This is a genomic window from Chromohalobacter sarecensis (assembly GCF_023061135.1).
Classification (GTDB): domain Bacteria; phylum Pseudomonadota; class Gammaproteobacteria; order Pseudomonadales; family Halomonadaceae; genus Chromohalobacter; species Chromohalobacter sarecensis.
This window is the reverse complement of sequence record NZ_JAKGAN010000002.1, coordinates 186450-201740: the sequence shown is the minus strand read 5'-3', so window position 1 is coordinate 201740 and position 15291 is coordinate 186450. Positions and strand designations below refer to the sequence as shown.

Here is a 15291-nt window from a genome sequence, read left to right as displayed (position 1 = left end):
GATCCACTCCATCGACGCATTCCTTCGCAATGGGCTTACTTGGCAGTTAAGAGGTTTTTCACCCTCTTGGCGAATTCGATCATGGCGATGACTCGACGCCCGCATGATGCCGAACTCGTCCACCATGGTGAATCGTACTCATCAAGGAGAAGAAAACAGTGTTTGAAAATTCTTCTGGACTTAAAAAACACTGTTTCCTATACTGTAGTCGTTGATACGGAAACGCCGTTCGATACGGCGCTGTAACCTAAAGGAGTGTCCCATGACCAAGACCAAAATTTTTTCCGCTCTCGTACTGGCTGGTACCTGCGCTTTCGGTACCCAAGCTGCACTTGCTAACGATGCCGGTGACGTCTACGGCCATTTAGGCGTTGCTAAAACCGACGTTGACACCGGCTACGCTGACGACGACACGGGCGCCTATCTAGGCTTGGGCTATATGTTCCATGACAAGATGGGTGTCGAATTGAGTTCCATGACTGAAACCAAGGTTCACGCCGAGGGCGGCACCTTCAAGCAGGTCCCAGTCAATCTGATGGCTCAATACTACCCGCTCGGCGGCATCGACTCTCGAATCCAGCCCTACGCTGGCCTCGGTGTCAACTACACCACCTTCTCTGACGAGAGCGGTGTCGGTAGCGTCGATGACTCCTGGGGCGCAACTGGCCAACTGGGCGTCGACCTAAACGTCACCCAAAACTTCGGCTTCAACGCCTTCGCACAGTATACCGATGCCAGCGCCGATATCAGTGGCGGAAACGACATCGATCTCGACCCGGTGACCGTCGGTGCCGGTGTTACCGCGCGCTTCTAAGCGCTCGGCGACCGATAGCCAAGACCACACCAAGACCGGGCCTTTCAAGGCCCGGTTTTTTGTGTCTATGATTCCTGTATTGAGAACACCCAATGTGGCAATAGCCAATCACGCCTCGGTGACGATCCGATCTACCTCGGCCACGGCTTCGGTGACCACGCGACGTACGCTGGGCGAGGCGTCCTTCAGCCAGGTATCCACTGCGGGCGCGACATCGCAGGACGCCGGTAACGGCGACTCGGCTTCGGCCAACTCTTCGAGCCGCGCCACGAAGACATAGCGCAGCCACTGCGGCATCGCCATGGTGTCGACGCAAAATGGCTGCTGGCTGGCGAAAGCCGCTGCGGATGGCTCTTCCATTCGCCACATATCGACACTGCGTAATGTCGCAACCAAGTTTTCCAATGCCTTCATCAAGGCGTCATGAGTCGTCATCTCGTCTCCTGAAAGGGGCTAAATATCCTCCCATTATCGCGTTCACCATAGGCGATTGACCACCTCACAGACAGTTTCTCCCCAAGACGCTGTTTACCCACAGTTCATTGGGACGGGATTGTGGATAAACGTGGGACAACCTTCGTTTGGCCATGGATGACGCCGCTTAGCCGCAAGCGTTTATTTTTTGACCAACCTGGGGCTGGTCAGCGCCATCCTTGAACGCTACAGTGCCGGCCTCGATCCCGGAGGCAGCATGCAGTCGATCACCACGCTCAGTGAATTTTTCCAACGTACCGGTGCGGACGTACGCCTTTTCGACATGGGGCGTCGCATCGCGCCTTTCGAATTCTCAAGACTCACCGAGTTAGAAGCAGGAACGGCGCCCTGGCCCTTACCCTGGAACGGTCAGGCGCGTCTGGCGTGCGCGTTCCGTCTGGGCAGCGATGCCACAAACGAGCCCTTGATCTGGTTCTTGGCCTTGCCCCTCGATGAGCAAGGCATGCTGGTTCCCGGGCCGCGTGACGCCTTCCTCGAGCGCCTGATCGAGACGCTCGGCCGCACGGTGGATAACATCGGGCGGGACGACGCACCGCACATCGACAACTTGATGCGCGACAACCCTTTGGTCTTTACTCCCGAGCTCACGCAACAGGCCATATTGCATGCCCAAGCTGCCCGCGACTTTGCACAGCCGACCAGCAAGCACCATGCACTGGCCCACGCCTACCTGATCGATGCCGACACCAGCGTCAACTGGCAAATGCTCGGCTTGCAGGGCATTGCCGATCTCGTGGCTCGTCTCGACAGCGTGGAAGAAGCGCACCTGGCCGAGCGCATCTCCGCGCTGCCGGTCGAGGTCCTGCAACCGCTTTGCTACTGTATGGAGCATCGGGACGTGGCCTCGGCAAGCGTGAAACCGCTTCGCGAACGCGCCGAACTAGCGGCGCGAGCGGGAGACCTTGAAACCTTGTGTGCGGTTATTCGCGCCTTGGGCGGCAGTCGCGATTCACGCGTTGGCGTCTGGTACGATACGCTACTCGCTGATCCGGCGGCCTGTGGGCCCGATGTGCTCGCTGCCATGGCCGCGCGCGGCTGGATGCATCTCGAGGATGAGCAACGTTTGCCGCAGTTTCTCACACGCCTAGCGGAAACGCCGCAAGCGAACTTCACTGCACTGGTACGTGACCTAGCGCTTGTGCCACGCTTGCGCCTACCGGTATTAATGACGCTGCGCCAAGCGAGTGCCGATTCACCTATCGGCCTGCGCTTGGCCGAACTGGATCGTTGATGCATGAAAGCACTGCCCTATCAAGCCAAGGCCGTCATCGGCCGGCGCGAAATGGTCACTCTGCCGGAGCTGGACCTGACGCTGTGCGCTAAAATCGATACGGGAGCGCGCACCTCGGCGTTGCACGCCGAAGATATCGAGACCTTCGAGCGGCAAGGGCATCTTTGGGTGCGTTTCATTACACGCAGCGGTGGTCCCGACGCCCCATCGCATTCGCTGGAACTACCGCTGTACGACCGCCGCAAGGTCAAGAGTTCCAACGGGTTCGAGCAATGGCGCTATGTCATCCGCACGCACATGCAGCTCGGCGGGCTCGACTATCCCATCGAACTGACCTTGACCGACCGGCGTAGCATGCGCCATCCCATGCTGCTTGGACGGCGCGCGTTGCGCCGCCTTCTGGTCGCGCCCGGCGCGGCTTTTCTGCACGGCGAGCCCTGACCCCGCCGGCATCGCCATCGAGTGGAGACGACCATGCACATCGGCATTCTTTCACGCAATCGCAAACTGTACTCGACGCGGCGTCTGATCGAGGCTGCCGAAGCGCGCGGGCACACCGCCCGCGTGGTCGATACGCTGCGTTGCTACATGAACATTGCCTCACACCGACCGTCGATCCACTACAAAGGCGAGGAAATCGAGCCGTTCGACGCCATCGTGCCGCGCATCGGCGCCTCCGTGACTTTCTACGGCTGCGCCGTGTTGCGCCAATTCGAGATGATGAGCACCTATGTGCTCAACGACTCGGTATCGATCACGCGCTCACGCGACAAGCTGCGCTCTTTACAACTGCTCTCACGCAAGGGGCTGGGGCTACCGATCACCGGCTTCGCGCATTCGCCTGACGACATTCCAGATCTGATTACCATGGTCAAGGGCGCGCCGCTGGTCATCAAGCTGTTGGAAGGCACGCAAGGTATCGGTGTGGTGCTGGCCGAAACCAACCAGGCCGCCGAGAGCGTGATCCAGGCCTTCATGGGTATGAAGGCCAACATCATGGTGCAGGAATATATCAAGGAGGCGCGAGGGGCAGACATTCGCTGTTTCGTGATCGGCGACAAGGTCATCGCCTCAATGAAGCGTCAGGCCGCAGAGGGCGAGTTCCGCTCCAATCTACACCGCGGCGGCAGCGCCAGCGTGATCCGCATCACCCCGGAAGAGCGTTCCACTGCCATCCGCGCCGCCAAAGCGATGGGGCTGCGCGTCGCCGGTGTAGACCTACTCCGCTCCAACCACGGCCCCGTGATCATGGAGGTCAATTCCTCCCCGGGCCTGCAAGGCATCGAAACCGCCACGGGCAAGGATATCGCCGGACAGATCATCGACTACATGGCGAAAAATGGCGTTACCCCACGCAAGGCGCCTCCCAAACCCAAGGGCTGAGTGGGGCATCCGCCGTGCGGCGTGCCATGTGGGAAATTTTCTTGCTGCCGGGGTAGCAAAACGCTGTTTCCACCCGCACAATTTGCGTCACCGGAGGAGGTGACCGCCCATGTTTCTCGATAATCGCCAAGTGGCGATGGACAGCGTGCTGGAAGCGCTGGCCGACAGTCTCGATTATTTCCAGGACAATTTCGAGCGCCTGCGCCCCGCGCTGCGCGATCGTCTGAAGCCGCACTACGAAGAACGCGGCAAGGCCATGCGCGAGCTGCAGAAACTTGCCAAGGAACATCTCCATATTCTGCCACGCGATGCCGATGTCGAGCGCGACGACTACCTCTGGCTGTGGAGTCGCATCAAGAGTTTCGTAGGCAACGACAGTCAGGTACTGCTAGGCGAGCTACTCGAGCAGGAACGCGTGTTGATGCAGGCCATGGGCACGGCTTTCACCCACCCTCTTCCGGATGCCGTGGAACCGGCGCTGGAGCGCTGCTGGAAGAATTGCCGCGCGCTGATTCGCGAGCTCAACGCGCAACACAAGCGCTGACACCCGATAGCCGGCGCCATTATTTCTCCTTATTGCGGATAGGCAGCGTTTCGGGCGGCCCAAGAAAATAAGGCACCCGTCCCCATAGGTAGATATCACCGACGGTCGCTGCGCGTGCCAGCCATTCACGTAGCCATAGCTGCCACTCTCCTCCAATCCGACCATCTGGCACGGCGCAACCTTGCGCTTTCAAACCGACAGCATCGGCAATGAACAGGGCCCGCGGCAAGTGCCATGCTTGCGAGATCATCAGCACGTGTTCGGCCCCGAAGACCCGACGCGCCCGCACCACGCTGTCGAAGGTGCTGAAACCGGCATAATCGAGGGTCATATCGTCACTATCGACGTTACGAGCACGCAATGAGCGCCACATCGACACCGGCTCATTGTAGTAGCGCGTACGATTGTCGCCAGACAGCAAAAGGTGCTGGACACGCCCCAGGCGCAGCAATTGCGCCGAGGCTTCCATGCGTGCGGCAAAATAAGGGTTGTGGCCGCCGCCACGCAATCCCTCGGAGGTCCCAAAGACCAGCCCAACCGGCTCGGAAGCGCACATCAACGTATCGTGATGAATACGGCCAGCCGTCTTGGTGAACACCCAGATGTTGAGTGCTACCACCACGACGAACATGAAGATCACGCCGACAAGACACCACTTGAGCAGTCGCCATCCCCACCGGATAAGCCCCCGGCGACCGTTTTCACGCGGCATGCAAGTCTCCAACGAATAAGGGGCGTCGTCCACGCCCCACCATGAGAAAGAGAGCAACGAAGGCTCAGGGCCCTAGAACATGCCCAGTTCCAGCCTCGCCTCCTCCGTCATCATCTCACGGCTCCAGGGCGGGTCGAAAACGATCTCGACATGTACCTTGGCCACTTGCGCGGCACCCTGGAGTTTGCGTCGAGCGTCTTCGGCGATTACCTCGCCCATGCCGCATCCCGGCGCCGTCAATGTCATGCGAATGGTCACCATGGTCTCGCCACTCAGCAGATGCTCGATACGGCATCCATAGACCAGGCCCAGGTCGACGATATTGACCGGAATCTCCGGGTCGAAGCAGGTCCGCAGTTGCGACCAGATGAAGGCCTCGAGCTCCTCGTCACTGGCCCCCTCGGCCAGGGACTCACGCGACACGGCCTCGAGCCCCAGGGCATCGAGGTCATGCCCCTCAAGCAGGAACATGCGTCCCTCGAAGCCGATACTGACCGTTCCGCCCTTGGCCTGCATGACCGAGACGATACTGTCCTCGGTCAAGGTCACGCTCTTGCCGAAGGGAACCGAAATCGCCTCGACATCGCGCTGCAAGGGCATTTCCTGCCCCCTGTAGAGGCTTTGCAGTTGATCCATGCCGTCTCCGTTAACGCACCATGGCGATGACTTTCTGTAAGGCCTCGACGAACGCATCGATCTCTTCCGGCGTGTTGTACGCCGCCACAGAGGCGCGGCAAGTCGCGTCGAGTCCCATGCTGGCAAGCACCGGCTGGGCACAATGATGCCCGGTACGGATCGCCACGCCAAGCTGGTCGATCAGCAGGCCGATATCTTGGGAATGCGCGCCGTCGACCACGAACGACAACACGCTCACCTTATCTGGCGCCGTGCCGATCATGCGCAGGCCATCGACTTCCTTCAGCTTGTGGGTGGCACGTTCGAGCAGGTGATGCTCCCACCCCGCCATCAGGTCGATGCCGGTATCCGCTATCCAGTCGAGTGCCGCCCCCAGGGCGATCACTTCCGCAATAGCCGGTGTGCCAGCTTCGAACTTGTGCGGAATCTCGCTGTAGACCGTGCCCTTCTCGAAGGACACCCGGCTGATCATCTCGCCACCGCCCTGCCAAGGCGGCATCGCCTCGAGCAAGGCTTCACGACCATAGAGCGCGCCCACACCGGTGGGGCCATACGCCTTGTGGCCCGAGAACGCATAGAAGTCGACATCCAGTGCCTGGACATCGACGCGCTGATGCGGCACCGCCTGGGCACCGTCGACCAGAATCAGCGCGCCATGAGCATGCGCCGCCCGCGCCATGTCTGCCACCGGATTGACGGTGCCCAGCGCATTCGAGACGTGATTGACGCACACCAGACGCGTGCGCTCGCCCAGCATGTCCCGGTAAGCCGCTTGATCGAGCACGCCGCGCTCATCGACCGGAATCACCTTGAGCGTGACATCCAGCGCCTCGGCCAGCATCTGCCAAGGCACGATATTCGAATGGTGCTCCATCAACGAGACGATGATCTCGTCGCCCGGGCGCAGGTTGGCCCGCCCCCAGCTATTGGCGACCAGATTGATCGCCTCGGTGGTGCCGCGCGTAAAGACGATTTCGCGATGCGACGCCGCCCCCAGCCAGGCACGCACTTTCTCGCGCGTGCCCTCGTAAGCCGCCGTGGCCTCGTCAGCCAGGGTATGCAGCCCGCGATGGATGTTGGCGTTATAGCGCCGATAATAATCGTCCAGCGTATCGATGACCGCCGTCGGCGTCTGACTGGTCGCCGCATTGTCCAGATAGATCAACGGCTTGCCGTGAACTTCCCGTTCGAGGATCGGGAAATCACTACGCACACGCGCCACATCCAGCATCGTCTCGGCAATGGCATTCATGGGCTCAGGCCTCCTCAAGCGCGTCGGAAACCTCGACCAGATCCGAAAGATTGAAGCGCTCGGGCAATTTCCCCGCCACGGCACGCTCGACACGCTCGGCAATGCCCGGCAGACGCACCTGATCCATCACCTCGCCAGCGAACGCCAACGTCAAGAGACCGCGCGCCATTTGCTCGTCGATGCCGCGTGTACGCAATGCGAAAACGGCGTCCTCATCGAGCTGGCCGGTCGTCGCGCCGTGCGAGCACTTGACGTCGTCGGCGTAGATTTCCAGCTCCGGCTTGGTATCGATCTCAGCGCGGTCGGACAACAGCAGGTTGGCGTTATTCTGATACGCCTCGATCTGCTGGCTATCGCGCTTGACGACCACCTTGCCATTGAAAACGCCGCGGGCACGGTCGTTGAGAATGCCCTTGTAGTTCTCGTTGGAGAAAGTGTTCGGCGCGTTGTGGTTGACCAGGGTGTGATTGTCGACGTGCTGACGGCCCTGGACGAAGAACAGGCCATTGTAATTGGTCTCCGCGCCTTGCGCGTTGAGATCCGTGACCAAGTCGGTGCGCACCAGTGCGCCGCCCAGGTTCAAGTTGAACGACGTAAAGCGCGAATCGCGGCCCTGCTCGACATGGATGCTCGCCACATGCAGGTCCTCACTCGAAGCTTCCTGCAGCTTGTAGTGATCGACGATGGCGCCGCGTTCGAGCATAACCTCGCTGACCACGTTGGTGAAGTTGGCTGCGCCCGCCTCGCCGGCGTAATGCTCGACCACCGTGGACTGGCTACGCGCGCCGGCCATCACCAACACGCGTGGATGACTCATCCGCGCCGATTCATTGGCGCGCGAGGCGAAGACCACATAGATCGGTTTGTCGACCACGACGCCCGGCCCGATGCGCACGACCGCACCTTCTTCGGAAAGCGCCACGTTGAGCGCGGTGAACGGCGAGAAGTCGACGCCCGCCAAGCGCCCGATGGCACCGCCGATCGCCTCGTGGTTGGTACGCATCGCCGTGGTCAAGGGCTCGATGGAAACGCCGTCAGGCAGATCCGTCAGATCGGACAAGGCCGCCGAGAAGACGCCATCGACAAACACCAGACGGTGCGCATCCAATGGCATACCCAGTGCCGCGAAACGTGCCTCGTCGAGCTCGGCGTCATCGGCCAGCGTGAATTCGCCTTCGGCGATGCGCCGAACGTCAGTATATTTCCAGGCCTCGTCACGCTTGGTGGGAAACCCCAAGGCTTCGAAGCGTGCCGCCCCGGCCTGGCGGCGTGCCGCCACCCAGGTCGGCTCGTCATCGGCTCGCTCGCCGAGCCGCTGTAGAAAAGCGTGTGCTGCACTCATGCTGCGGACTCCTCCAGCACCCATTCATACCCACGAGCCTCAAGCTCGTGGGCGAGGTTCTTGTCACCGGACTTGACGATACGACCGTCAACCAGGACATGAACACGATCCGGCACGATATGTTCGAGCAGACGCTGATAGTGCGTCACCATGAGAATCGCGCGATCGGCATTGCGCAGCGAATTGATGCCCTCGGCGACCACCTTCATGGCGTCGATATCCAGCCCTGAGTCGATCTCGTCGAGCATCGCCAGCTTGGGCTGCAATACCAGCATCTGCAGGATCTCGTTGCGTTTCTTCTCGCCGCCCGAGAACCCCTCGTTGACCGCACGCTGCAAGAAGCTGCCGTCCATCTTCATGAAGCTCAACTGCTCGCGGACCAGTTTCATGAATTCCGGTGCCGGAATTTCCTCTTCACCACGCGCGACACGCTGCGCGTTGAGCGCCGCCTTGAGCAGGTAGATGTTCTTGACACCCGGAATTTCCACGGGGTATTGGAAGCCCAGTAGAATGCCGGCCAACGCGCGTTCTTCGATTTCCATTTCCAGCAGATTCTTGCCTTCGAACAGCACCTCGCCGCTGGTCACCTCGTAACCGTCCTTACCCGCGATCACCGCCGACAGTGTCGACTTGCCCGCCCCGTTGGGGCCCATCAAGGCATGAACTTCGCCGGGATTGACGGTCAAGTTCAGCCCCTTGAGGATTTCCGAACCTTCTACCGTGACATGCAGATCTTTGACTTCGAGCATCTTGGTACCTTGCTTGCGTTCGAGTCGCCCGGCGACTCCGATACATGGGTTGAGACCTTGTTTGTGCGTCTGACGGTATATCGGGCGCGTTACCCGACTGCCCCTTCCAACGTCACATTGAGAAGCGCTTCGGCTTCCACCGCGAACTCCATCGGCAGCTCCTGGAAGACGTCCTTGCAGAAGCCGTTGACGATCATGTTGACGGCGTCTTCTTCGGAAATGCCGCGCGCCTTGCAATAGAACAACTGGTCCTCGCCGATCTTCGAGGTAGTCGCCTCATGCTCCACGGTCGCCGAGTTGTTGCCGATTTCTTGATACGGGAAGGTATGCGCGCCGCAGCGATCACCGATCAACAGTGAATCGCACTGCGTGAAGTTGCGCGCATTCTTGGCGCGCGGACCAACCTTGACCAGGCCACGATACGCCTGATCGCTGCGTCCAGCGGCAATCCCCTTGGAGATAATGGTCGAGCGCGTCCCTTCGCCGATATGAATCATCTTGGTGCCGGTATCGGCCTGCTGGCGGCCGTTGGTTACCGCCACGGAATAGAACTCGCCGACACTGTCCTTGCCGCGCAGCATGCAGGACGGATACTTCCAGGTGATCGCCGACCCGGTCTCGACCTGCGTCCAACTGATCTTGGAGCGATCGCCTCGGCAATCGCCGCGCTTGGTGACGAAGTTGTAGATGCCGCCCTTGCCATTCTCGTCACCGGGATACCAGTTCTGCACCGTCGAGTACTTGATGTTGGCATCTTCCAGTGCCACCAGCTCGACCACTGCCGCGTGTAGCTGGTTCTCGTCGCGCTGGGGCGCAGTGCAGCCTTCCAGATAGGAGACCTGGGCGCGCTTGTCGCAGACGATCAGCGTGCGTTCGAACTGGCCGGTATTCGCCGCGTTGATGCGGAAATAGGTGGACAGCTCCATGGGGCACTCGACGCCTTCAGGCACATAGACGAAGGAGCCATCAGTGAACACCGCCGAGTTGAGCGCGGCGAAGTAGTTATCGCCCTGAGGCACCACGCTGCCCAGATACTGACGCACCAGTTCGGGATACTCGCGAATCGCCTCGGAGATCGAGCAGAAGATAACCCCGGCTTCCGCCAGCTTATCCTTGAAGGTGGTCGTCACGGAGACGGAGTCGAACACCGCATCCACCGCAACCCCGGCCAATGCCGCGCGCTCGTGCAGCGGAATGCCCAGCTTCTCGTAGGTTTCCAGGAGCTTAGGATCGACCTCATCCAGGCTCTGGGGGCGATCTTCGTCCTTCTTTGGTGCGCTGTAGTAAGAGATCGCCTGATAATCGATGGGCGGATAGTCGAGATGTGCCCAGGAAGGCGTGGTCATCGTCAGCCATTGGCGATAAGCCTCCAGGCGCCATTCCAGCATCCACTCGGGCTCGCCTTTCTTGTTCGAGATGAAGGCGATGGTGCTTTCATCCAGCCCCGGCGGCACGGTATCGCTTTCGATGTCGGTCACGAACCCTTGGGTATATTCGCGACTGACAAGTTCTTCCATTTCCTGACTTGCCATGGTGTCTCTCCTCCCGAGCGGTATGCTCTCGGCTCGTGGCCATCGCCACAGCCCCGGTATCGTGTAGTCAAATCTCGGCGCGACTCGCCAGGGTCACGCTCTGTATGGGCAATTGAACGGGCAGTTTCAGCGGTGATTCCTGGGCGAGATGCGCCAGGGTCACGCTGTCGAGCAAGGTGCGAATCGCCAGCGAGACACGCTGCCAGTTATCGGCGACGCCGCAGGTAGCGACCAGGTCGCAGTCGCCATCGGCGTGGCTGCACTCGGTCATCGCCACCGGCCCTTCGATGGCGCCGATGATGTCGGAAGCGGTGATCAAGGTCGCCGGTCGCGCCAACCGATAACCGCCCAACGAGCCGCGCCGCGATTCCAGCAGCCCGGCTCTCACCAGCATCTTCAACGTCTTGCTGACGGTGGGGTGTGGCAACTGAACCGCTTCCGCCAGTTCGGTAGCGGCATGTGCCTGCTCCGGATAACGCGCGATCTGCGCCATCACCACGGCGGCGTAGTCGGTTAGCCTGGAAAGCTTCAACATGCCTTCACTCCACGATTCATCTATTGAGGACCATTTTAGTCCCCTATCGATTCGATGTGAAGGGAGCCGACGCGTTCGCCGCTTCGAACGCTATGTTAGCGTCAAGATAGCGACCATTCGCATCAATAATGACAATTATTACTATTTGAGAAGACTATCGCCTCTTGCCTTGGACGTGATTCACCCGCACATTCAAGGCAGAACTTCAGTCGGATACTGCAATGCGACGTCACTTGACCCAGGAACTGCACAATTTCATCGAGCGCGGCCGCGACCGCCAGTTGCGTCTCGCCGTCACCGGCCTTTCCCGAGCCGGCAAGACCGCCTTTCTGACCTCGCTGGTGCATCAGTTGCGCCACGCAGGGCTGGAAGCACGGCTCGATCTGTTGCGCGCCGCCCGCGAAGGCCGCCTACTGGGCGCCCAGCGCGTCGCCCAGCCCGACCTCGGCGTACCGCGTTTTCCCTATGACGCCGCCATGGCCTCTCTCGATGGCACACCACCGCACTGGCCGGCGCCCACGCGGGGCATCAGTGAGCTACGTCTGACCATCAAGCATCGCACGCGGCGGGCCCGAGGCCTGCTCGGCGATACGGCAACGCTGACCCTCGACTTGATCGACTATCCCGGCGAGTGGCTGCTCGACCTGCCCCTGCTCGAGCACGACTTCCTCAGTTGGAGCGAAGCCCAGCAGACCGCCATGGGCAATGAGCGCCAACGCCTCGCCGCAACCTGGTTGAGTAGCGCCAAAGCCCTGGCCCCCGACGACGAGGCCGACGAAAGCCAGCTCGCCGAGATTGCCGGGCATTACGCCGACGCATTGCGCGCCTCCCGCGAGGCCGGTTTCGCCGACCTGCAGCCGGGGCGTTTTCTACTCCCGGGCGACCTGGAAGATGCGCCGGTGCTGCAATTTTTCCCGCTCCCCGGCGTAGGTGAAGCCAACCGCGCCGAACTCGACGCCTTGCCCGAGACGAGCGTCTACAAGACCCTGGCGCGGCGCTTCGACCACTACCGTCGCCACGTGGTCAAACCGTTCTACCGGGAGCATTTTCGGCGCTTTGACCGTCAGATCGTGCTGGTCGATGTATTGGGCGCGCTCAACGCCGGTCCGGAACGCTTCGAGGATCTTTCCCGCGCGTTGAGCACCTTGATGCGGAGTTTCGACTACGGCAAGCGCAGCCTGATGAGCCGCCTGTTCTCGCCGCGCATCGACCGCCTCGCCATCGCCGCGACCAAGGCCGATCACGTCACCCCCGAACAGCACCCCAACGTCGTTGCCCTGCTCGAGTCCCTGCTCGCCGAGCCGCTCAAGGACCTACGCTATGCCGACGTGCCGGTAAAGGCGCTATCCTTGGCGGCGGTGCGTGCCACCGAGCCACGCGAAGTGGACAATGACGGCCAGCGTCGTGCCGCCCTGCGCGGCACCACCCTGGATGGCGAAGATGTGCTTCTATTCCCCGGCGACGTACCGCCGCGCCTGCCCGAGCGCGGCTTCTGGGCCCGCCAGGGATTCGACTTCACGGCGTTTCGTCCCCCGCTTCGCGACACGCCCGAACTGCCGCATGTGCGCATGGATGCGGCGCTCGACTGGCTGATTGGAGATAAATTGACATGAGCGAGCCGCGCCCCGGACAACGTTTTCACGTCGACCCTGAGCCTCCGCCCCCCTTTACGGCCGCCCCCGAACCGGGAGCACGCTTTCATCCAGACAGCACTTCTCAGCCGCTCGCCGCCCAAGACACCGCCCCGGACGTGCCGCTCGAGGCCAGCCTGGGCAAGCCCCGCAAACGCCGCTGGGGGCTCACGGCACTACTCGGTGGCTCCCTAGTACTAGGCGGCGTAGAAGTGGCGCGTCACCTGTATACCGCCACTCTGGGGGGCGACTGGCTGGCAGGCGCCTGGAGCGCGCTGGGTCTCTTGGCGCTGGGCTTAGGTGGCGTGGCACTATTACGCGAGCTATGGCGTCTGCGGCGTTTGAAGCGGCATACCCAATTGCGTGACCAACTCGACGCCCCGGAAGAGACCACGCCCCAGGACATACAGGCGCTCGCCGAACGCTTACGACGCCAGATGCACCTCGGCGACGACGACCCTCACTGGCGTGCCTTTCAAGCCGCACATCAGCCGCACCACAACGCCCAGGAAACACGCACCCTACTGGCGCATCATCTCCTGGCCCCACGCGATCGCCAGGCACGCCGGCTGATCGCGCGCATGTCCGGCGAAACCGCCGTCATGGTCGCCGTCAGCCCGGTAACATTTTTCGACATGGCCTTGATGGCGTGGCGCAATATCGGCCTGATCGACCGCCTCGCCGCGCTCTACGGCCTGGAATTGGGCTACGCCAGCCGCCTGCGTCTGTTCCGCGCAGTGCTCTACAACATGGCCTTCGCCGGCGCCAGCGAGATCGCCACGGATGCCGGGATGGATCTGCTCTCGATGAACGTGGCCGGCAAGCTTTCCACCCGCGCCGGCCAAGGGCTCGGCGCTGGCCTGCTCACCGCGCGGCTCGGCTTGCGCACGCTGGGCATGACACGCCCGATCCCCTTCGACGAGGGCGAATCCCCACGCCTCGCCGATCTGCGCCGCGAACTCTGGCAACGCCTGCGCCGGCTGGAAACACAGGGCGATAATCAACAATCCACGTCGTCTTGATCCAGATCACGATTCGGCAAGTACTCGGCAACTAGGCTAGATTGAGTGCACACGCGATAGCCTCCAAGCGCTTCGCAAGTGCCGACTTTCATTCCAGCACCCCAGGAGGTTGCCATGTTCTCGACCATAGTGGTTCCCGTCGACGGATCGGAAGCAGCCAGTACAGCGCTCGATATCGCCTGCACGCTGGCCAGCGCCAATGGTGCGCGCCTGCATATCCTGCATATCCCCCAATCGCTGGCCCACGAAACTCTGCTCGTGTGGGGCGTGGGTGCTGTGCCAATGGAGGCTAGCACCGAGCAACTCGAACGTACCGGCCGACAGCTTCTCGATGCCGCTACGCAAGCCGCCCGCGAACGTGGCATCACCAATGTCGAAGGCTCATTGCATCAGGGCGATCCGGCACGGGTGATCACCGCACAAGCCAAGGCACTCGACGCCGATGCCATCGTCATGGGCAGCCGTGGCTTGAGCGATATCGCGGGGCTCGTCGTCGGCAGTGTCTCGCACAAGGTCTCGCACACCGCTTCCTGCCGCGTGATCAGCGTGCATTGAATCGCCGAAGACTCAGGTTAGCGCGAAGAACTCTCGCAACTGCCAGGCAACGCCATAAGGATGGTGATGGCCAATGCGCGCGGCGTCAGGCACGCGTCGTACCAGTTCGGGGTGGGCGTTTTCCACGATGAAGCCGTGACCGGCCAACGCCAGCATCTCGGCATCGTTGAGGTTGTCGCCAAACGCCAGACAGCGTTCAGCGGGGAGATCGAGATGCGCCAAGAGGCGCTCCAACGTCGCGCCCTTGTTGACGCCTTCCGCCATGATCTCCAGTGAATTGACCATCGAATAGGTCACGTGAAGCCGTGTGCCGAACGACTCGCTGATGCTCTGCTCCAGCGACGCCAGCGCAGCCGGATCGCCGATGCACAGCACCTTGCCCACCCCATTGCCATCGTGGGCCTCGAGATCGGCGATCCGGTAATGAAAACCGGTGTGCGCATGCAAGGCCTTCAACTCGGGGGCCGACGCATCGATCAACCACTCGTCGCCGGTATAGAGATTGAGCCGGATATCGGCAGCGCGTGGCAGTTCGATCAACGCCCGTACCAACTCGGCCGGCACCCACTGCTCGGCGATCAGGCGATCGTCGGGCGCATAGAGATGCGCACCGTTGGTACTCAAGATATAGGCAGGCACGCCCAATCGCCGGCGAAACGCGGTGATGTCGTGAAAGTGTCGCCCCGACGCCAGCGCAAAACGATGGCCCTCGGCGGCCAGTGCCTGAAAGGTCTCGATGGTCAACTCGTCGAGATCGTGCTCGGCATTGAGCAGGGTGTTGTCCAGATCCGTAACAATCAGATGAGGCTGCATGCGGCTTCCCGGTTGGTTCACGACCTCCCAAGGTTACCGCATATC

The 15291-nt window shown here is 61.3% G+C and carries 17 protein-coding genes; 8 read left to right on the top strand and 9 right to left on the bottom strand.

What is annotated here, in order from left to right; translation table 11 throughout:
* Positions 1–262 precede the first annotated feature (262 nt).
* A complete protein-coding gene (locus L1071_RS03835; protein WP_246968921.1) occupies positions 263–814 on the top strand; it encodes an OmpW/AlkL family protein in 552 nt (183 codons plus the stop codon).
* Positions 815–922: 108 nt separating this feature from the next.
* On the opposite strand, the gene L1071_RS03830 is transcribed toward L1071_RS03835, so the two are convergent.
* Positions 923–1249, bottom strand: coding sequence for a YqcC family protein (locus tag L1071_RS03830; protein WP_246968919.1), 327 nt, complete (start codon positions 1247–1249; stop codon positions 923–925).
* Positions 1250–1505: 256 nt separating this feature from the next.
* Here L1071_RS03830 and L1071_RS03825 point away from each other — a divergent pair, with 256 nt between their 5' ends.
* From L1071_RS03825 to L1071_RS03810, 4 genes are all read left to right on the top strand, one after another.
* Positions 1506–2540 (top strand): DUF3549 family protein, encoded by a 1035-nt coding sequence (locus L1071_RS03825; protein ID WP_246969799.1) that lies wholly within the window; start codon positions 1506–1508, stop codon positions 2538–2540.
* Positions 2541–2543: 3 nt separating this feature from the next.
* Positions 2544–2981, top strand: coding sequence for an ATP-dependent zinc protease family protein (locus L1071_RS03820; RefSeq protein ID WP_246968917.1), 438 nt, complete (start codon positions 2544–2546; stop codon positions 2979–2981).
* Between the two features lie 33 nt (positions 2982–3014).
* Complete coding sequence (gene rimK, locus L1071_RS03815) at positions 3015–3923, top strand: 30S ribosomal protein S6--L-glutamate ligase (RefSeq protein WP_246968915.1); 909 nt, start codon at positions 3015–3017, stop codon at positions 3921–3923.
* 109 nt (positions 3924–4032) lie between these two features.
* A complete protein-coding gene (locus tag L1071_RS03810) occupies positions 4033–4467 on the top strand; it encodes a hypothetical protein (protein ID WP_246968913.1) in 435 nt (144 codons plus the stop codon).
* A 19-nt stretch (positions 4468–4486) separates the two neighbouring features.
* Here L1071_RS03810 and L1071_RS03805 read toward each other — a convergent pair whose 3' ends face one another.
* The 7 genes from L1071_RS03805 to L1071_RS03775 all read right to left on the bottom strand — a co-directional run bounded on the left by L1071_RS03805 (position 4487) and on the right by L1071_RS03775 (position 11225).
* Entirely contained in the window at positions 4487–5179 is a 693-nt protein-coding gene (locus L1071_RS03805) for a SanA/YdcF family protein (RefSeq protein WP_246968911.1), read from the bottom strand.
* A 72-nt stretch (positions 5180–5251) separates the two neighbouring features.
* Entirely contained in the window at positions 5252–5815 is a 564-nt protein-coding gene (sufT, locus tag L1071_RS03800; protein WP_246968908.1) for a putative Fe-S cluster assembly protein SufT, read from the bottom strand.
* A gap of 10 nt (positions 5816–5825) precedes the next feature.
* Positions 5826–7067, bottom strand: coding sequence for a SufS family cysteine desulfurase (locus L1071_RS03795; protein ID WP_281504422.1), 1242 nt, complete (start codon positions 7065–7067; stop codon positions 5826–5828).
* Between the two features lie 4 nt (positions 7068–7071).
* Positions 7072–8409: a Fe-S cluster assembly protein SufD gene (gene sufD / locus L1071_RS03790; protein WP_246968905.1), complete on the bottom strand. Its 1338-nt coding sequence runs from the start codon at positions 8407–8409 to the stop codon at positions 7072–7074.
* Positions 8406–9158, bottom strand: a complete 753-nt coding sequence (sufC, locus tag L1071_RS03785) for a Fe-S cluster assembly ATPase SufC (RefSeq protein ID WP_246896731.1) — start codon at positions 9156–9158, stop codon at positions 8406–8408. Before sufC ends, sufD begins: the two co-directional genes overlap by 4 nt.
* Before the next feature lie 89 nt (positions 9159–9247).
* Positions 9248–10690, bottom strand: coding sequence for a Fe-S cluster assembly protein SufB (gene sufB / locus L1071_RS03780; protein ID WP_246968902.1), 1443 nt, complete (start codon positions 10688–10690; stop codon positions 9248–9250).
* A 67-nt stretch (positions 10691–10757) separates the two neighbouring features.
* On the bottom strand, positions 10758–11225 hold the full coding sequence (locus L1071_RS03775) for an SUF system Fe-S cluster assembly regulator (RefSeq protein WP_246896733.1): 468 nt from the start codon (positions 11223–11225) through the stop codon (positions 10758–10760).
* Positions 11226–11446: 221 nt separating this feature from the next.
* Between L1071_RS03775 and L1071_RS03770 the strand changes: the two genes are divergently transcribed.
* From L1071_RS03770 to L1071_RS03760, 3 genes are all read left to right on the top strand, one after another.
* Positions 11447–12838 carry a YcjX family GTP-binding protein gene (locus L1071_RS03770; RefSeq protein ID WP_246968899.1) on the top strand — a complete coding sequence of 464 codons (1392 nt, stop codon included), beginning with the start codon at positions 11447–11449 and terminating at the stop codon, positions 12836–12838.
* On the top strand, positions 12835–13878 hold the full coding sequence (locus L1071_RS03765) for a YcjF family protein (RefSeq protein WP_246968897.1): 1044 nt from the start codon (positions 12835–12837) through the stop codon (positions 13876–13878). Before L1071_RS03770 ends, L1071_RS03765 begins: the two co-directional genes overlap by 4 nt.
* 114 nt (positions 13879–13992) lie before the next feature.
* The gene (locus L1071_RS03760; RefSeq protein ID WP_246968895.1) at positions 13993–14433 is read left to right on the top strand and encodes a universal stress protein; all 441 of its coding nucleotides are present in this window, start codon (positions 13993–13995) and stop codon (positions 14431–14433) included.
* 12 nt (positions 14434–14445) lie between these two features.
* On the opposite strand, the gene L1071_RS03755 is transcribed toward L1071_RS03760, so the two are convergent.
* Positions 14446–15246 carry a Cof-type HAD-IIB family hydrolase gene (locus L1071_RS03755; protein WP_246968893.1) on the bottom strand — a complete coding sequence of 267 codons (801 nt, stop codon included), beginning with the start codon at positions 15244–15246 and terminating at the stop codon, positions 14446–14448.
* Between the last annotated feature and the right edge of the window lie 45 nt (positions 15247–15291).

Bases quoted from the DNA above. Each gene is read 5' to 3' on its own strand.
- L1071_RS03835 (WP_246968921.1), top strand. From the start codon at position 263: ATGACCAAGACCAAAATTTTTTCCGCTCTCGTACTGGCTGGTACCTGC.
- L1071_RS03830 (WP_246968919.1), bottom strand. From the start codon at position 1,249: ATGACGACTCATGACGCCTTGATGAAGGCATTGGAAAACTTGGTTGCG.
- L1071_RS03825 (WP_246969799.1), top strand. From the start codon at position 1,506: ATGCAGTCGATCACCACGCTCAGTGAATTTTTCCAACGTACCGGTGCG.
- L1071_RS03820 (WP_246968917.1), top strand. From the start codon at position 2,544: ATGAAAGCACTGCCCTATCAAGCCAAGGCCGTCATCGGCCGGCGCGAA.
- rimK (WP_246968915.1), top strand. From the start codon at position 3,015: ATGCACATCGGCATTCTTTCACGCAATCGCAAACTGTACTCGACGCGG.
- L1071_RS03810 (WP_246968913.1), top strand. From the start codon at position 4,033: ATGTTTCTCGATAATCGCCAAGTGGCGATGGACAGCGTGCTGGAAGCG.
- L1071_RS03805 (WP_246968911.1), bottom strand. From the start codon at position 5,179: ATGCCGCGTGAAAACGGTCGCCGGGGGCTTATCCGGTGGGGATGGCGA.
- sufT (WP_246968908.1), bottom strand. From the start codon at position 5,815: ATGGATCAACTGCAAAGCCTCTACAGGGGGCAGGAAATGCCCTTGCAG.
- L1071_RS03795 (WP_281504422.1), bottom strand. From the start codon at position 7,067: ATGAATGCCATTGCCGAGACGATGCTGGATGTGGCGCGTGTGCGTAGT.
- sufD (WP_246968905.1), bottom strand. From the start codon at position 8,409: ATGAGTGCAGCACACGCTTTTCTACAGCGGCTCGGCGAGCGAGCCGAT.
- sufC (WP_246896731.1), bottom strand. From the start codon at position 9,158: ATGCTCGAAGTCAAAGATCTGCATGTCACGGTAGAAGGTTCGGAAATC.
- sufB (WP_246968902.1), bottom strand. From the start codon at position 10,690: ATGGCAAGTCAGGAAATGGAAGAACTTGTCAGTCGCGAATATACCCAA.
- L1071_RS03775 (WP_246896733.1), bottom strand. From the start codon at position 11,225: ATGTTGAAGCTTTCCAGGCTAACCGACTACGCCGCCGTGGTGATGGCG.
- L1071_RS03770 (WP_246968899.1), top strand. From the start codon at position 11,447: ATGCGACGTCACTTGACCCAGGAACTGCACAATTTCATCGAGCGCGGC.
- L1071_RS03765 (WP_246968897.1), top strand. From the start codon at position 12,835: ATGAGCGAGCCGCGCCCCGGACAACGTTTTCACGTCGACCCTGAGCCT.
- L1071_RS03760 (WP_246968895.1), top strand. From the start codon at position 13,993: ATGTTCTCGACCATAGTGGTTCCCGTCGACGGATCGGAAGCAGCCAGT.
- L1071_RS03755 (WP_246968893.1), bottom strand. From the start codon at position 15,246: ATGCAGCCTCATCTGATTGTTACGGATCTGGACAACACCCTGCTCAAT.